Annotated in this window: 12 protein-coding genes; 10 read left to right on the top strand and 2 right to left on the bottom strand. The window is 32.0% G+C overall.

The features are described from left to right. Nucleotides 1-2: 2 nt before the first annotated feature. Nucleotides 3-1,517 (bottom strand): histidine ammonia-lyase, encoded by a 1,515-nt coding sequence (gene hutH, locus LPB88_RS05450; RefSeq protein ID WP_230713285.1) that lies wholly within the window; start codon nt 1,515-1,517, stop codon nt 3-5. A gap of 650 nt (nt 1,518-2,167) precedes the next feature. On the opposite strand from hutH, the gene thrA reads away from it, so the two are divergent. From thrA to LPB88_RS05405, 9 genes are all read left to right on the top strand, one after another. Then, nucleotides 2,168-4,615: a bifunctional aspartate kinase/homoserine dehydrogenase I gene (thrA, locus tag LPB88_RS05445; RefSeq protein WP_230713283.1), complete on the top strand. Its 2,448-nt coding sequence runs from the start codon at nt 2,168-2,170 to the stop codon at nt 4,613-4,615. 147 nt (nt 4,616-4,762) lie between these two features. Further along, nucleotides 4,763-5,683, top strand: a complete 921-nt coding sequence (locus LPB88_RS05440) for a homoserine kinase (protein ID WP_230713281.1) — start codon at nt 4,763-4,765, stop codon at nt 5,681-5,683. Nucleotides 5,684-5,823: 140 nt separating this feature from the next. Beyond that, nucleotides 5,824-7,113 carry a threonine synthase gene (thrC, locus tag LPB88_RS05435; RefSeq protein ID WP_230713279.1) on the top strand — a complete coding sequence of 430 codons (1,290 nt, stop codon included), beginning with the start codon at nt 5,824-5,826 and terminating at the stop codon, nt 7,111-7,113. Nucleotides 7,114-7,247: 134 nt separating this feature from the next. Beyond that, nucleotides 7,248-9,956, top strand: a complete 2,709-nt coding sequence (locus LPB88_RS05430; protein WP_230713277.1) for a leucine-rich repeat domain-containing protein — start codon at nt 7,248-7,250, stop codon at nt 9,954-9,956. A gap of 301 nt (nt 9,957-10,257) precedes the next feature. Then, on the top strand, nt 10,258-11,304 hold the full coding sequence (locus LPB88_RS05425; RefSeq protein ID WP_230713275.1) for a serine hydrolase: 1,047 nt from the start codon (nt 10,258-10,260) through the stop codon (nt 11,302-11,304). Nucleotides 11,305-11,505: 201 nt separating this feature from the next. Beyond that, complete coding sequence (locus LPB88_RS05420) at nt 11,506-12,033, top strand: DinB family protein (RefSeq protein WP_230713273.1); 528 nt, start codon at nt 11,506-11,508, stop codon at nt 12,031-12,033. Nucleotides 12,034-12,057: 24 nt separating this feature from the next. Continuing rightward, nucleotides 12,058-12,885, top strand: coding sequence for a hypothetical protein (locus LPB88_RS05415; RefSeq protein WP_230713271.1), 828 nt, complete (start codon nt 12,058-12,060; stop codon nt 12,883-12,885). Nucleotides 12,886-13,017: 132 nt separating this feature from the next. Further along, a complete protein-coding gene (locus LPB88_RS05410; protein WP_230713269.1) occupies nt 13,018-13,524 on the top strand; it encodes a GNAT family N-acetyltransferase in 507 nt (168 codons plus the stop codon). Between the two features lie 193 nt (nt 13,525-13,717). Further along, on the top strand, nt 13,718-14,266 hold the full coding sequence (locus tag LPB88_RS05405) for a HutD family protein (protein WP_230713267.1): 549 nt from the start codon (nt 13,718-13,720) through the stop codon (nt 14,264-14,266). Between the two features lie 262 nt (nt 14,267-14,528). Here LPB88_RS05405 and LPB88_RS05400 read toward each other — a convergent pair whose 3' ends face one another. Next, the gene (locus LPB88_RS05400; RefSeq protein WP_230713265.1) at nt 14,529-15,098 is read right to left on the bottom strand and encodes a Crp/Fnr family transcriptional regulator; all 570 of its coding nucleotides are present in this window, start codon (nt 15,096-15,098) and stop codon (nt 14,529-14,531) included. 214 nt (nt 15,099-15,312) lie between these two features. Between LPB88_RS05400 and LPB88_RS05395 the strand changes: the two genes are divergently transcribed. After that, nucleotides 15,313-16,425: a polysaccharide lyase family 1 protein gene (locus LPB88_RS05395; protein WP_230713262.1), complete on the top strand. Its 1,113-nt coding sequence runs from the start codon at nt 15,313-15,315 to the stop codon at nt 16,423-16,425. The last annotated feature ends 48 nt before the right edge of the window (nt 16,426-16,473 follow it).

The raw sequence follows: 16,473 nt of genomic DNA, 5'->3' as shown, positions 1-16,473 counted from the left end.
TGTTAAGCCATTGTTAACAAATCGTTTTCAATTTGGAAACTATTCAAGAACGAAACTGTTTTTTCAATGTCATAATGTAAGATTCTATCCTCTTTTACCAAAGGCACAACTTCTCTATAGCTGCTCAGGAACATTTCGATAAAATCACTTGATTTCAAAGGCGCTCTGTAAGCAATGGCCTGTGAAGCATTCATAAGCTCAATTGCCAAAATACGCTCTAGATTATCCATAACACGCAATGCTTTTGTAGCTCCATTCGCTCCCATACTCACGTGATCTTCTTGTCCGTTACTTGAAACAATACTATCTATACTTGACGGAGTTGCCAATTGTTTGTTTTGACTTGCAATACTTGCAGCGGTATATTGCGGAATCATAAATCCTGAATTCAATCCCGGATTATCAACTAAAAATGCTGGAAGATTGCGCAAACCAGAAATCAATTGATACGTTCTTCTTTCAGAAATACTTCCTAATTCAGCCAAAGCAATTGCCATAAAATCTAAAGCTAAAGCCAAAGGTTGTCCGTGGAAATTTCCTCCAGAGATAATCTGATCTGATTCGATAAATATATTTGGATTATCTGTAACCGAATTAATTTCGGTTTTGAATACTTTTCTAACATAATCAATCGCATCTTTTGAAGCTCCGTGAACCTGAGGAATACAACGGAAAGAATACGGATCCTGAACATGCTTTTTCTCCTGAGCAATGATTTCACTTCCATCTAAAAACTCATTGACACGTTGAGCCGTCACAATTTGACCTTTGTGAGGACGTATAAAATGGATCAATTCGTTAAAAGGCTCAATTCTTCCATCAAAACCTTCTAATGAAATTGTTCCAATTAAATCTGCTAAATAAGAATATTTATAAGCTTTCAATAAAATATGAGCTCCGTAAGCGCTCATAAACTGAGTTCCGTTTAATAATGCTAAACCTTCTTTTGACTGTAAAACGATTGGTTCCCAGTTAAAATGTTTTAAAACATCTCCCGAAGCCATTTTTTTATCTTCAAAAAGTACTTCTCCTTCTCCTAATAAAGGCAAAGATAAATGTGCCAACGGCGCTAAATCTCCCGAAGCTCCAAGTGAACCCTGTGTATAGATTATAGGTAAAACATCATTATTATAGAAATCAACCAAACGTTGTAAAGTTTGTAACTGAACTCCTGAATGACCGTAGCTTAAAGATTGAATTTTAAGCAACAACATCATTTTTACAATTTCAGCAGGCACTTCTTCGCCAGTTCCGCATGCATGCGATTTCACAAGGTTTTCCTGAAGTTGTGATAAATTTTCATTAGAGATTTTCACATTACAAAGTGATCCAAAACCTGTATTGATACCGTAAATAGGTTCTGAATGTGAAGCCATTTTTTTATCTAAATAATCACGGCATTTTTGAACGTTTACTTTAGCTTCTTCTGATAATTCAAGTGTTTTTTGATTAACAATAATTTCTTGTAAAGCTTCTAAACTTAAAGTTTCAGTACTTATATAATGGATTTCTCTCATGATGTTTATAATTTAAGACCCCAAAATTCAACAAATCAATATTAAAAAGCAACATTTGTTCATAATAATTAAAATTAGACCAATACAATTTCTGCACTTTTAACTTTTTCACAATACTAATCACACGAAATCAGCTCCTTATTTTGCTTTCGGGAAATTAAATTTTTAGAATGCAGAAACAAAAATCAAAAAAAATCAATTCCTACTTAGCATATAGACTAAATTCGATATTTTTCAGAACATTTTTCTTAAAAATCAAGCCATTAACTCTTATCAGACTCAACAGAAATAAGCCTAAATATACGAATACATCAATTTATCATATCCTATCTTAATAAAAACTCAATATTAATTTCATGAGATTTAAATTATTAAAATATTCGTAAAAAGACATTAAAGGTTTTTAACTTTTATAAAAAACTGTACTTTTGAAACATCAAAAATGAAAAGTAACAGCGCAAAATATCAATCTTCAATGACAACTCAAACCAGAGTTGCAATTGCTGCTACAATTATTTCTACTACAACAACTACTACCCCTTAGGGGTATACATTTTACATATAATCCTGGTTATCTATACTTTTTTCCTGAAAGAAGAAAGGCATTGGATACATAAAAATATTTGCATAAAAAGAAAAAAATCATCAAAATGAAAGTATTAAAATTTGGCGGAACTTCGGTTGCCAATGCTCAAAATATAAAACTCGTTCTCGAAATCATAAAACAAAATTCTAAACAAGATAAATTAGCTGTCGTAGTTTCTGCTTTAAGCAAAGTCACTGATTTATTGCAATTAGCGGCATCAAAAGCAGCGGCAAACGACGAAAGCTTCAGAGAAATTGTTGCCGAAATCGAGAAAAAACACCTTGACACTTTAAAAGAATTAATTCCGGTAAGTGAGCAAAGCAGCTTACTAAGCCACGTAAAAAGAATTATCAATCATCTTGAAACTTTATTGGACGGTTGCTTTTTATTAGGCGAATTATCTCCAAGAACTGCTGACACTATTTTAAGTTTTGGAGAGTTGCTTTCGTCATATATCATCGCTCAGGCGTATCAACAAATTGACAAAGATGTAGTTTACAAAGACAGCCGTGAATTAATCAAGACTAATAGCAATTTTAGTAAAGCAGTTGTAAATTTTGAAGTTTCGAATCAATTGATTCAGGAATATTTTGGAGGAAATCAATCGCAAATTACTATTTTACCGGGTTTCATATCTCAAACTCTTGACGGAATCACTACAACTCTAGGTCGTGGAGGTTCTGATTATACTGCTGCAATTATCGCGGGAGCGCTCCAGGCATCTCAATTAGAAATTTGGACAGATGTAAACGGAATGTTTACTGCAAACCCAAAAATTGTAAAACAAGCGCGACCAATTGCGAACATCTCTTATCAGGAAGCGATGGAATTATCGCATTTTGGAGCAAAAGTGTTGTATCCGCCAACAATTCAGCCGGTTTTAAGAAAAAACATTCCAATTTTAATCAAAAATACTTTTGAACCGGAAGCCGAAGGAACTTTAATTTCAAGTCAGGTTTCGTCAAAAGATACTGTTGTAAAAGGAATCAGTCATATTGATCATATTTCGCTTGTAACACTTGAAGGTCCTGGAATGATTGGAGTTTCGGGTTCATCAAAACGTTTGTTTGAAGTATTATCTCACGAAAAAATTAATGTAATTTTTATTACTCAGGCTTCTTCTGAGCATTCTATTTGTATCGGAATTTTAAATTCAGATGCTGACAATGCCGAAGCTGCGATTAATAAAGCTTTTGAAGTTGAGATTTTACAAAACAAAATCGATCCTGCAATTGTAGAAAAAGATCTTTGCATTATTGCTTTGGTGGGCGAAAACATGAAAAATCACCAAGGTTTAAGCGGAAGAATGTTTAGTACTCTTGGAAAAAATAACGTAAATATCCGTGCCATTGCGCAAGGTGCTTCTGAGCGTAATATCTCGACTGTTATCAACGAAAGAGACGTTAAAAAAGCATTGAACACTCTGCACGAAAACTTCTTTGAGGAGAACACCAAACAATTGAATTTATTCGTGATGGGTGTTGGAAATGTAGGTGAAAAATTCATCGAACAAATTCACAATCAAAGAAAGTTCTTAAAAGATAATTTGAAGATTAATGTTCGTGTAATTGCATTATCAAATTCAAGAAAAATGCTTTTTGACGAAGATGGAATTTCTTTAAAAGAATGGCAATCCGATTTAGATAAAGGCGAGCCTGCAAACAAAGAAGGATTCATCGCTCGTGCTAAAGATCTGAATTTACGTAACAGTATTTTTGTTGATATTACTGCAAATGCAAGTGTTTCTGAAACTTACGAGAACTTCTTAAAACAAAGTATTGCTGTTGTAACTTGTAATAAAATTGCCTGTTCATCAGCTTATGATAATTATAAAAAATTAAAGAATTTATCTCGTCAATATAATGCTCCATTTTTGTTTGAAACCAATGTGGGAGCAGGATTACCAATTATCGATACGGTAAAAAACTTAATTGCTTCTGGCGATAAAGTGCATAAAATTCAGGCTGTTTTATCCGGAAGTTTGAACTTCATTTTCAATAATTTTGATACCAATAATTCTTTTCATGATGTTGTAAAAGAAGCCGGAGTTCAGGGATTTACAGAACCTGATCCAAAAATTGACTTAAGCGGAGTTGACGTTGCGCGTAAAATCCTGATTTTAATTCGCGAAAGCGGTTACGAAATGGATATTGACGCCATTGCAAACGAATCGTTCCTGCCTGCAGAATGTCTGGAAACAACAAATAACGAAGACTTTTTTGCTTCGCTGATTAAACACGCTTCGCATTTTGAGAAAATCTATGAAGAAGCTTTAGCCAAAGATTCAAGATTGAAATACGTAGCACAATTCGAAAACGGAAAAGCAAGTGTTGGTCTGCAATTCATTCCAAAAGATCATCCTTTTTACAATCTGGAAGGAAAAGACAATATCGTACTTTTCTACACAGATCGTTACGTAGATCAGCCTTTATTAATCAAAGGCGCCGGAGCCGGAGCAGCAGTTACCGCCTCAGGAATTTTTGCGGATGTAATTCGCATTGGAAACGTATAAAAAGGTGCAAAGGTTCAGAGATGCAAAGGCTCAAAGCAAAGAACCTTTGAACCTATGGACCTTTGTAACTTTGAACCTTAAAATAAAAATAATAAGTAGCAAAAACCTCTGCACCTTTGAGCCTTTGCCACTTTGAACCTATAACAAATGACAGAAATAAAACTATTTTGCCCGGCAACTATCGCGAATCTTTCGTGCGGATTTGACGTACTTGGACTTTGCTTAGACAATGCGGGTGACGAAATGATTGTTCGAAAAGTAGCTCAAAAAGGAGTTCGTATTACTAAAATTGTTGGTGCCGATTTACCTTTAGAAACCGAGAAAAATGTTTCGGGTGTTGCGGCTCTTGCAATGTTAGAAACGCTGGACGTTGATTGCGGATTCGAAATCGAGATCTACAAACATATCAAAGCCGGAAGCGGAATTGGAAGCAGCGCCGCAAGTTCGGCCGGAGCAGTTTTTGGAATTAATGAACTTTTAGGAAGACCTTATTCCCGCAAAGATTTGGTGCAATTTGCCATGCAAGGCGAGAAATTAGCCAGCGGAAACGCTCATGCTGATAACGTTGCTCCTGCCCTTTTGGGAGGTTTTACTTTGGTAAGAAGTTATGCTCCGCTTGATATTATAAGAATTGATAGTCCTGAGGAACTATATGCAACGGTTGTTCATCCACAAATTGAGTTAAAAACTTCTGATGCACGTTCGGTATTAAAACAAAACGTTTCCCTAAAAAGCGCCATTATGCAATGGGGAAATGTAGGCGGATTAATAGCCGGATTATACACCAAAGATTATGATTTGATTGGAAGATCACTTCATGACGAAATCGTTGAACCTTTGAGAAGTGTTTTGATTCCGGGATTTGATTTAATCAAACAAACGGCTTTAGAAAACGGTGCTTTAGGTTCTGGAATTTCAGGTTCTGGTCCGTCGATTTTTGCTTTAAGCAGAGGAAAAAATACCGCAGACCAAATCGCCAAAGCCATGAGTGACGTTTACGAAAATATGAATTTACCATATGAAATTCACGTTTCGAAAATTAATCCTGATGGAGTTCGTGTTCTTTGAACGCTGTAAGCAATAGGCTTTAGGCAATAAGCTTAAAACCTTTGCGAAAAATAAAATGAAGAAAAAAGAAAAAAGAAACAAGTTAAACGCATTAGAAAAAAGCCTAAAGCGTATTGCCTATAGCCTAAAGCAAAACAACCATGAAATACTATAGTTTAAACCATAATGCCCCAAAAGTTTCGTTTCAGGAAGCTGTAATACAAGGATTAGCAAGCGATAAAGGATTATACTTTCCAGAAAATATTACGGCTTTAGACCCTTCTTTTTTTGATAAAATCGAGAGTTTAAGCCACGAAGAAATTGCTTTTGAAGCAATCAAACAATTTGTGGGTGATGAAATCACTGCAAAAAAACTAAAAGAGATTATTGCCGAGACATTATGTTTTGATTTTCCGGTTGTGAAAGTCGAAAATGGCATTTATTCGTTAGAATTATTCCATGGACCAACAATGGCTTTTAAAGACGTTGGAGCGCGATTTATGTCACGTTGTCTGGCGTATTTTAATAAAGACAAAAAAGACAGTAAAAATACGGTTTTAGTAGCAACTTCCGGAGATACTGGCGGTGCGGTTGCAAGCGGATTTCTGGGTGTTGACGGTGTTGATGTTGTCATTTTATATCCGTCTGGAAAAGTAAGTGATATTCAGGAAAAACAATTAACAACTTTAGGGCAAAACATAAAAGCGCTTGAAGTAGATGGTGTTTTTGATGATTGTCAGGATATGGTTAAAAAAGCTTTTTTAGACGAAACTCTGGCGCATAAAAACCTGACTTCGGCAAATTCTATAAATATTGCACGTTGGTTACCGCAAATGTTCTATTTTTTCTTTGCTTACAAAGCGTTGAAAAGCCAAAACAAACCGTTGGTTTTCTCTTGCCCAAGTGGGAATTTTGGAAATATCTGCGCGGGAATCATGGCAAAAAAATTAGGATTGCCAATTGAACATTTCGTAGCTTCTACAAACGTAAATGATACCGTACCAAGATTCTTAGAAAACGGAAAATACGATCCAAAACCTTCTAAAGCGACAATTTCGAACGCAATGGACGTTGGAAATCCAAGTAACTTCATAAGAATTCAGGAATTATACAATAATGATTTAAAAGCTTTTGAAAAAGATTTCTCATCGTACAGTTATACAGATGAAGAAACACTTGTAGCTTTAAAAAAAATCTATAAAGCTAACGGTTACATCGCAGAACCACACGGTGCAGTTGGATATTTAGGTTTGAAAAAAGAACTTCAAAAACACGAAAACGCAATTGGTGTTTTCTTAGAAACCGCACATCCTATTAAATTTCTTGACGTTGTTGAACCTGCTTTAGGAATTACACTTCCGATTCCAGAACAAATTAAAAGTGTTATTAATGAGGAAAAAGTTAGTGTGAAGATTTCTAGTTATGAGGAATTGAAGGCATTTTTGGGATAATAATTTTACTAATAAAAAAAGTGACTAATAAATATTTATTAGTCGCTTTTTTTATATAAGCTGTTTCTATATTTTATATCAATACAAATATGCTAATTTATTAATACGAATTAATTTATATTTGAAAAAAAAATATGAAAAAACCAAATCAAATTATTAAAATAGAGTCTCTTTTGGAGGTTGTACTTTCTGAATACAATCTAAAAGATAATGTGATTGGTTATGTTAATAGAAACACATATGAGCTTAATAATAATGGAGAAATTATAGGCCTCAATTTAATAGGTAATAGAATAATTGATATTTATTTTTTAGAAGACTTTACATCGTTAAAATCATTGAATTTAGCAAATAATAAAATTTCTGACATTTCCATAATACAAAATTTGAAATTATTAGAACGTCTTGATTTGGATCATAATGACATTTCTAATATTTCTGCAATTAAAAATTTAACAAATCTAACTAGTTTAGTTATTTGGAAAAACAAAATATCTGACATTTCAATATTAAAAAATTTAAAAAACTTACTTTTTTTAGATCTTTCATACAATCAAATATCTGATATTTCTGTAATGTCAAATTTTACTCATTTATCAGAATTAATTCTCTGGGAAAACAATTTACACGATATAACAGTCTTAGAAAAACTGATTAATTTAAAAACTTTAAATCTTGGACAAAATCTAATAAATGATATATCATCTTTAAAAAATCTAAAAAATTTAAAAGAAGTTAATTTAGAAAACAATCAAATTTCGGATATAACACTATTGTTAAAAATTGACAGCTTAGAAACCGTAATATTAAATGGTAACAAAAAAATTGAAATAGATTTTCCATCAGAAGTTTTAAATGCAGACTGGCAGGCTGTAAAATTTTATTCTGAAAACTCAAAAAAATCTGTTCCTTTTAAAAATGTGAAAATTTTATTATTGGGAAACCCTAACATTGGAAAATCAAATTTACTAGAATATTTAGAAACCAATAAAATACCAAGACTAAATGAATTAACTCATGGTGTTGTTTATAAGAGAATTACATTTAATGATATTAATTTCCATATTTGGGATTTTGGAGGACAAGAATATTTTCACGCAACACATAAATTATTTTTTAGTCCAAGTGCTTTGAATATTGTTCTTTGGGGAAATTATCAGTCTCGACTAGAAGATGAATCAAGAACTCAAAACTTTGATTTAAATTATTGGTTACGAACAATTGAACAATTGACTAAAACCGATAAAAAAGAAGAGGTTTTAGTAATAGAAAACAAAACAGATCTAAATGATCCCAAGTACAGTGCAACCCCTCAAAATCAAGTCCAATTTGCAAATAATTTCAAATCCCTCAATATTACATTTTTAGATTTTTGCCTCCTAGAATTAAAAAAAACTGACACCTTTAAACTCACTTTGTTTGATCTTTCTCAAAAAATAATTTCAAAGTTCAACTATCCGGCTTTCTATGAAGTTTTTTGGAAAAGAATCGAAAATTTAAATAAAGATTTTGTTACTATTGAGGAAATAAATAATAGACCAAGAATAGAAAATACAATATCTGCTGTAAAGGTTTTTCACAATATGGGACTATTATTATATTTCCCTGAAATAATTGCTAGTAAAGTTTTTGTAAAACCCCAAATTTTATTAGAATTATTATATGAAAAAGTCTTGAGCAAGGATAAAAAAGATAGACTTAGTAAAATCGAAATTCAAAATGCAATAATAGGAAATTCGCTTGATTTAAGTGTTGAAGAAGTAATTAGCCTATTAAAATATTTCGATTTGTGTTTTGAAATAGATATAGAAAAAAACATATACTTTATCCCTCAATATTTAGAAGAGAAAAATCCTTATGTAACAATTTTTGAGAAAACGACTTTTAATTTTTGTAATATAAAGATACAAGCAGATAACTATTTGATGAGTTTAGCAATGTTAAAGATATTTACAAAATATGGAAATAATGTAAAAGGCAAAAGTACTAAGGAATATTTATTTTGGAATGATGGAATCATTATAGAAAAAGAAGATGAGATCCTAATGATTAAATTTCAACGAGAATCTCAAACTATCGAATTGTATGAATCAAAAAATGCACCTAATTTTAATTTGCAAAGAGAAATTGTAAATTATATTTTAAATCTGCCACACAGCGATGCAATAATTTTTAAAACAAATTACTATGGAAATATAATTTGGGATATTAATTGGAAATCCGATTATTTTAATGTCTTAATTAGTTTAGATGGCGAATATTTTATCCCTTGGCATAAATTAAATATTAATCAAGATTTAAGTCAAATAAAGACAAATAAATTAAATGGAGAAAAAATTGAAGACGTATCTAAATTCAATAAATATTTAAATATTATTTTGGAAGAAAAAAAAGAAATAGAAATAGTCGAAAAAGACAATCAAAAATCGGTAATAAATAACGTAACAAACTTCAATGGTCCCGTTACTAATCACGGTACAATTGGTAATAATAATCAAACCCCAATAAACAATTATCAAGATGCAAGTGCAAAATCTAACAGCAAGTCTAGTATAACAGATAAAGAAAAAAAGGATGTAAAAAAATGGAAAAATAATGCATTATTCTTATTTATATTTTCATCAATAATTACGAGTTTCCTTGTAATAATTTATTTTTACGAGTTTACTTTTATTATGAATCTAAAAAACTGGGGAGAATTCAAAAAAAATAAATTAACTAATCTTTTAATTTTTATTGGAATGACAATATGGAATGGATGGATTATAAAAATGACTTACGATAGATTTTATGATCCATCTAAAGAAAACTCATTCATAGATTTACACCGGAAAAAGAACTAGTTTTAGCATTAAAATAAAAATAATCTCTCATCAAAAACCAACCATGAAAAAAAGGGACTTCGTTAAAACAACATTACTTTTTGTCACATCGGTACAATTGTTTCCTAACAAATTGCTTAACTTCTAAAAAAAATTGAACTACCAAAGCTAATTTATTAGAAAGAAAAAGAAGCAACAAAGAAAAATTAAAATCCTTTTTTTAGGCTAAATATTTATTATTTACAGAAAACAGATTAACAAAGATTCTATTACTTTTGTGTTTTATCCCTTATCATAAAACACAAAAGTAATTTTACAAAAAATGAAAAACAAGTTACCTTTTCTTTCTATTGCTGTACTCCTATTTTTTATATCAAACCAGACCATTTTTGCTCAAAAAGATAATTATAGCGCAATAGACAGCTTGATTAAAACAACTTCGGTTCGACCTTTTAATGGTACAATTCTCGTATCTCAAAATGGAAAAATCAAATATTCTAAAGCCTACGGCTATTCTGATTTTGTAAAAAAAACACCTCTTAAATTAGATGACCCTTTTGTTATTTTATCCAATAGCAAGCAAATTACTGCTGTTCTGATTCTTCAGCAAGTAGAACTAGGGAAAATAGTTTTAAATACTGCTATAAAAAAATACTTGCCAAACATAAAACAACCTTGGACAAGTACTGTAACTGTCGAAAATTTATTAAATCATACTTCGGGCATTGTTGATTTAGAGAAGCCTGCAATTTTTCCCGCCGGAACTCAATTTAAATACTCTGATTTAAATTATATTTTGTTAGCACAAATTTTAGAAAGAGTAACTAACAAAACTTATGAAACTGTTGTAACCGAATTGTTCAAGAAGAACTATATGAAAGATAGTTTTTTCCCTAATGCCTCTAACCAGGATGAGGTTGTAAACGGTCTTCAATTTTTTAAAGACAATACAACCAAAGAAATCAAAGGTGTTATTGTTCCTAAAGAGCGAATTCCTGCAGCAGGACTTGTTAGCACGGTCGAAGACTTAGCACTTTGGAATAATTTGTTACATAATGGTAAACTTTTGAACTTAGTAACTTATGGCCGAATGACTAGTTATACGATCACAAACCAATATTCGGTTTTTGGTGATAAAGAAATTGGTTATGGATATGGGATTCGAGTAAACGATGAAGCAAAAATTAAAGAATTTGGTCATACCGGAATTGTACCTGACCAAGGATTTACATCGGTAAATTTATATTATCCAAAAACCAAAACAAGCGTGATTGTTCTGGAAAACCAAACCTTTGAAAATTTTGATATCGCTTATTATTTTGAAACTGAAATTCGAAAAATCGTACTCAATAGTGGATTACTGGATTAAGAAAAATGAATGATTTAAAGATTGAAAAATTAAATGAAAAGCTACAACTATAAATTTTGTAGCTTTTTTTATGAAAATCAATTTCAGTATTAGATTTCTATAAGTGAAATCGTTAAGTTTGAAATAAATAAACTAAGCCATTTTTATATCCGTTTGTATTATATTTTTTGAACCCCATAAAACATCAGAAATAAATTAATCATGAAATTAATAACAAAAGCAAAAAAAGGTGAATACCCTGAATATGCAGAAATGTATATGAAACTATTATCTGATGACGGTTTGATTTTAAAACATCTGAAAGATAATTTTTTGATGATAAAAGACTTCATATATTCTTTACCCGAAGAAAAATTATTACATCGTTATCAAGAAAACAAATGGAGTATTAAAGAAATATTAGTGCATATCATTGATGACGAGAGAATTTTTTCTTATCGCGCATTGAGATTTGCAAGAAATGAAAAACTAAACTTAATTGGGTTTGACCAAGATTCTTATGCTATTTATTCTGGAGCAGATAAACGAGATTTAGATAATATTTTTGAAGAATATGAAGCCGTAAGAAATTCTACAATTGCTCTTTTTAATGGGCTTCCCGAAGAAGCATTTGACAGAATGGGACATGGTACCGGAACTGCGAATGATGCAACTGTCAGAGCATTAGCTTATCATATTGCAGGACACGAACTTCATCATTTTAATTTTATCAAAGAAAACTATCTGTAGAAAAGAAATCTAAAACCAATCAAAATGAAAAAAAAATTTTTTTATGTTTTATTGCTATTTATTATAAGTTTTTCGGGTATTGCCCAACATTCTTTAAATAGAATTTGGATAACTGATAGTATTTTACCAATTCCTGAATCGGTATTATATGACAAAACAGATCAGATTTTATACACCTCTTTAATGGATGGTTCACCAGCTGAACGTGACGGAAAAGGAAGCATAGGAAAATTAGCTACCGATGGGAAAATCATTAATTTAGATTGGATACCAGGCTTAAATGCCCCAAAAGGAATAGCAAAATTCAAGAATAAATTATTTGTAGCCGACCTTACGGAAATTGTAATTATAGATATAAAACAACAAAAAATATTAAAAAAAATAACCATTGATGATTCCAAAATATTAAACGATGTAACTATTGATAAAAAAGGAGTTGTTTATGTGTCTGATCCAAAAGTTGGTAAGATTTTCAAATTAGAAAATGATATTGCAACTGTTTATTTAGAAAATCTAAACAAGCCAAATGGTTTAAAATTTATCGATAATGATTTGTATTTTTTAGACAATGGATCATTATACAAAATGGATGATAACAAGAACAAACAACTTTTGGCAGAAGGCATGGATGAAAATACAGATGGAATTGAGCCGATAGCAGACAAGGAGTTTATTGTGAGTTGCTGGACTGGAGTTGTTTATTATGTAAATAAAGATGGCTCAAAAGAAATTCTTTCGGATACCAGAAAAGAGGAATATTACTCAGCGGATATAGGACTCGACAATGAGAAAAAAATAGTCTATGTCCCTTCTCTTTTCAAAAAAACCATAGCAGCATATTCACTTAGGTAAAACAATAATAAAAGTCTGTCTTTCCTTTTAAATTATCTATTTTAGAAACCACTTATTATAAACTAAAAGCTACAACTATAATTTTGCAGCTTTTTTTATCTTTGAAAAATCAATCACAAGAATATATTACTCATGATTACAAAAGCATCTTTACAAGACATTCCGGCATTAAATATATTGATAAATTCGGCTTATCGTGGTGAATCATCTAAAAAAGGATGGACAACTGAAGCTAACTTATTAGAAGGAAAAAGAACCAACGAAGAAGAATTGACAGAAACAATTCTGGATCCTAAAAACACCATTCTTAAATATACCGAAGACAATCAAATTATTGGATCGGTTTTATTGGTAGAGAAAGAACATCAATTGTATTTAGGAATGCTGACCGTTTCGCCTGAATTGCAAAATAGCGGAATTGGTAAAAAGATGTTGGCTGAAGCCGAAAATCACGCCAGAGCTTTAGGATTGTCTTCTATTATTATGACGGTAATTTCGGTTCGTGAAGAACTTATTGCGTGGTACAAACGCCACGGTTATGTTGATACTGGCAAAAGAGAAGCATTTCCTGAAAGTGGAATTCATGTTACGATTTCGGAGAAACCTTTAGAATTTATTTATTTCGAGAAGCAAGTTTAAATGTTTTGCCACGAAGACACAAAGACACTAAGTTTTTTTAATCTTGCAAAGTTTCTTTTTTATATTTCTTTGCGACTCTGCGACTTTGTGAGATTTTCAATTCTTACGTTAGACGCACTGCTGTGCGTCTCAACAAAAAAACCTTTGCCTCTTTGTAACTTTGCAACTTTGAACCTTTTTTAAAAAATAAAAAATGAACATACGCCTTTTGCCTAAAAAAGATAGTAAAGCTTCTATTTGGAGTGGTGGATTGACATATGAATATATGATATATCCGGAAACAGCAAGCTATGCCGATAGAGATTTTATATTCAGAATAAGCAGTGCTACAATAGAAGAAGTGCCTTCAGTGTTTACCAAATTTAAGGGCTATCACCGCTATTTGGTTATGCTTGATAACAGCTTACATATTGAGGTAAACAAAGAAAAAAAAGTATATGAGAAATATGAAATCATGGAGTTTAACTCAGATGATGAAGTGATTTCTTATACAAAAGGTATTGATTTTAACTGGATGGTTTCTGAAAAAATAAGCCATCACAAACTGGAAATAACAAATAGTAATGAGAATTCTACTGCTCAAATAATACTTTTATTTTCTTTAGATACAACAGTTATTAAAATTAATGAAAAGCCATACGATCTAGAACCTTATGATTTATTGGTCATTGAAAATCAAGAAAAGGAAAATATAATGCTTCATTTTTCTAATGAATGCCTCTGTGGAATATTGGATTTTTAATGAGAATCATGTATGGTTTTACCACAGAGATTCACAAAGGTTTTGCGCAGAGATTCGCTGAGTTTTTTAATCTCGCAAAGACGCAAAGTCGCAAAGTTTATTTTCTTTACCTCTTCGCTTCTTTGCGAGATTTTTCAATAATACATGAGACGCACTGCTGTACGCCCCCACGGAAAAACCTTTGTTCCTTTGTCACTCTGCACCTTTGAACCTCTACAAAAAACCTTAGTCCCGATAGCTATCGGGATAGCATCTCAGAACCTTAGCACCTCTTTTTAATCTTTGACAAAAATTCGTGCGAAACTCCTAGATAAGAAGATAAATTTCGGTTATTGATTTTATCAACTTTGTTTGAATATCTCTCTATAAATTCCAGATATCTTTGTTTTGAAGTTTTATTCAATACATCTAAAAGTCTTTGCTGAATGGCAATATTAGCTTTTTCGACCATCAGAATATGAAACTGTATTAACTTGGGCACTTGCTCAAATAAGAGTACTTTGTTGGCTTTGCTAATCACCAGAATCTCGCTGTCTTCTATCGCCTTGATATTATAGGTTGTTGGCTTTTGATGATAGAAACTTTCGAGATCGCACATCCATTCATTTTCGAACGAGAAAAAAATAACACTTTCGTTGCCATTATCATTCAAAATGTAGGTTTTGAAAGCTCCTTTCAGAATAAATCCTTCATAAGAACTGTTGGAATCCTGAATCTGCAAAAACTCGTTTTTTTTGAGCTTTATAAATTCTGTCTTCTCCAGTATTAATTTCCATTCTTCATCAGTTAGTGGTATTTTACGTTCAATACTCAATCGTAGGTTTTTGTACATGTTTTTTACTTTTATTCTTACTCAGGGGCGTAAGTATGTGAATGAATTAAAAATAATGTAATCGATTACGCAAAAATATATCTTTTTGTAATGCGATTGGTGTTAAAAACACATTTAATAGTAAATTATTTTCAAAACATTGAACTTGTTCAACTTTTTTCATCCTAATTATAAGCAGATTTGCAGTCTTAACTATTTAACCAAACTTAATATTATGAAAATTAGATCAACATTTTCAGTGTTTCTATTAACACTTGTTTTCGGTTTTACAGCGTGTAATACTGAAGAGATTTCTTCTCCTCAAAGCAGTGAGAATGCAATTATTGAAACTCCCGCTCCAACTTCCGGTAGTTTAACTGCAAAAGTTGGAGACTGTACTCAGGTTCCCGGTTGGGCTTCGCAAAACGGTGGTACAACGGGTGGCGGAATTTCTGCAGAAACAACAGTTACTACTTATGCACAACTGAAATCGGCAATTGAAAACAGCGCGGTTAAGGTGATAAAAGTTAGCGGTACAATTACCATTACCACAAGATTATCATTGCAAGACCAAAGTGGTAAAACTATTTATGGCGCAAGCGGTGCAAAATTGGTTTCGACCAACCAAACTAAAGACGGTTCTGGCATTATCAACATTAAAAGATGTACGAATCTAATCATCAGAAATTTAATTTTTGAAGGTCCGGGCGCTTACGATACTGATGGTTGGGACAATGCCATCTTAGACGATTGTCAAAATGTATGGGTTGACCACTGCGAATTTAGAGATGGTGTTGACGGAAACTTTGACATCAAAAACAAATCAGATTATGTGACGGTTTCGTATTGCAAATTCGGTTATTTGAAAGCACCAAGAGCCGGAGGTCCCGGAGGTTCTGATGATCACAGATATTCAAACTTAATTGGATCAAGTGATGGTGCAACTGCTGATCGTGGAAAATTGAGAATTACTTTTGCTCGTTGCTGGTGGGCTCCCGGTTGTAAAGAAAGAATGCCAAGGGTTCGTTTTGGAAAAGTGCATTTGATCAACAACTATTTTAATAGTACTGTGAGCAATAAATGCATTGCAGCTGGTTTTGAAGCTAATCTTAAAGTAGAAAACAATGTTTTTGAAGGTGTTAAAACGCCAATCGATTTAATGACAGGATACACGGCTGTTACAGCTGTTGGAAATGTATTTACAAACACTACAGGAAACACAGCAGGAAGTAATACTGCTTTTACTCCACCCTATTCTATTGTAACACTTGCGGCTTCTGCTGTTAAAGCTGATGTTACTGGTGGAGCTGGTGCTACATTTACAGGTAATACTTGTGGATCGTTTTAATAAAAATTGAGTTAGTTATTTAAGCAGATGCTTAATATTCTCGCAAAG

The organism is Flavobacterium sp. JAS, from assembly GCF_020991455.1.
Taxonomy (GTDB): Bacteria; Bacteroidota; Bacteroidia; order Flavobacteriales; family Flavobacteriaceae; genus Flavobacterium.
This window is presented reverse-complemented; position numbering and strand designations above follow the sequence as displayed.

Bases quoted from the DNA above. Each gene is read 5' to 3' on its own strand.
- hutH (WP_230713285.1), bottom strand. From the start codon at position 1,517: ATGAGAGAAATCCATTATATAAGTACTGAAACTTTAAGTTTAGAAGCT.
- thrA (WP_230713283.1), top strand. From the start codon at position 2,168: ATGAAAGTATTAAAATTTGGCGGAACTTCGGTTGCCAATGCTCAAAAT.
- LPB88_RS05440 (WP_230713281.1), top strand. From the start codon at position 4,763: ATGACAGAAATAAAACTATTTTGCCCGGCAACTATCGCGAATCTTTCG.
- thrC (WP_230713279.1), top strand. From the start codon at position 5,824: ATGAAATACTATAGTTTAAACCATAATGCCCCAAAAGTTTCGTTTCAG.
- LPB88_RS05430 (WP_230713277.1), top strand. From the start codon at position 7,248: ATGAAAAAACCAAATCAAATTATTAAAATAGAGTCTCTTTTGGAGGTT.
- LPB88_RS05425 (WP_230713275.1), top strand. From the start codon at position 10,258: ATGAAAAACAAGTTACCTTTTCTTTCTATTGCTGTACTCCTATTTTTT.
- LPB88_RS05420 (WP_230713273.1), top strand. From the start codon at position 11,506: ATGAAATTAATAACAAAAGCAAAAAAAGGTGAATACCCTGAATATGCA.
- LPB88_RS05415 (WP_230713271.1), top strand. From the start codon at position 12,058: ATGAAAAAAAAATTTTTTTATGTTTTATTGCTATTTATTATAAGTTTT.
- LPB88_RS05410 (WP_230713269.1), top strand. From the start codon at position 13,018: ATGATTACAAAAGCATCTTTACAAGACATTCCGGCATTAAATATATTG.
- LPB88_RS05405 (WP_230713267.1), top strand. From the start codon at position 13,718: ATGAACATACGCCTTTTGCCTAAAAAAGATAGTAAAGCTTCTATTTGG.
- LPB88_RS05400 (WP_230713265.1), bottom strand. From the start codon at position 15,098: ATGTACAAAAACCTACGATTGAGTATTGAACGTAAAATACCACTAACT.
- LPB88_RS05395 (WP_230713262.1), top strand. From the start codon at position 15,313: ATGAAAATTAGATCAACATTTTCAGTGTTTCTATTAACACTTGTTTTC.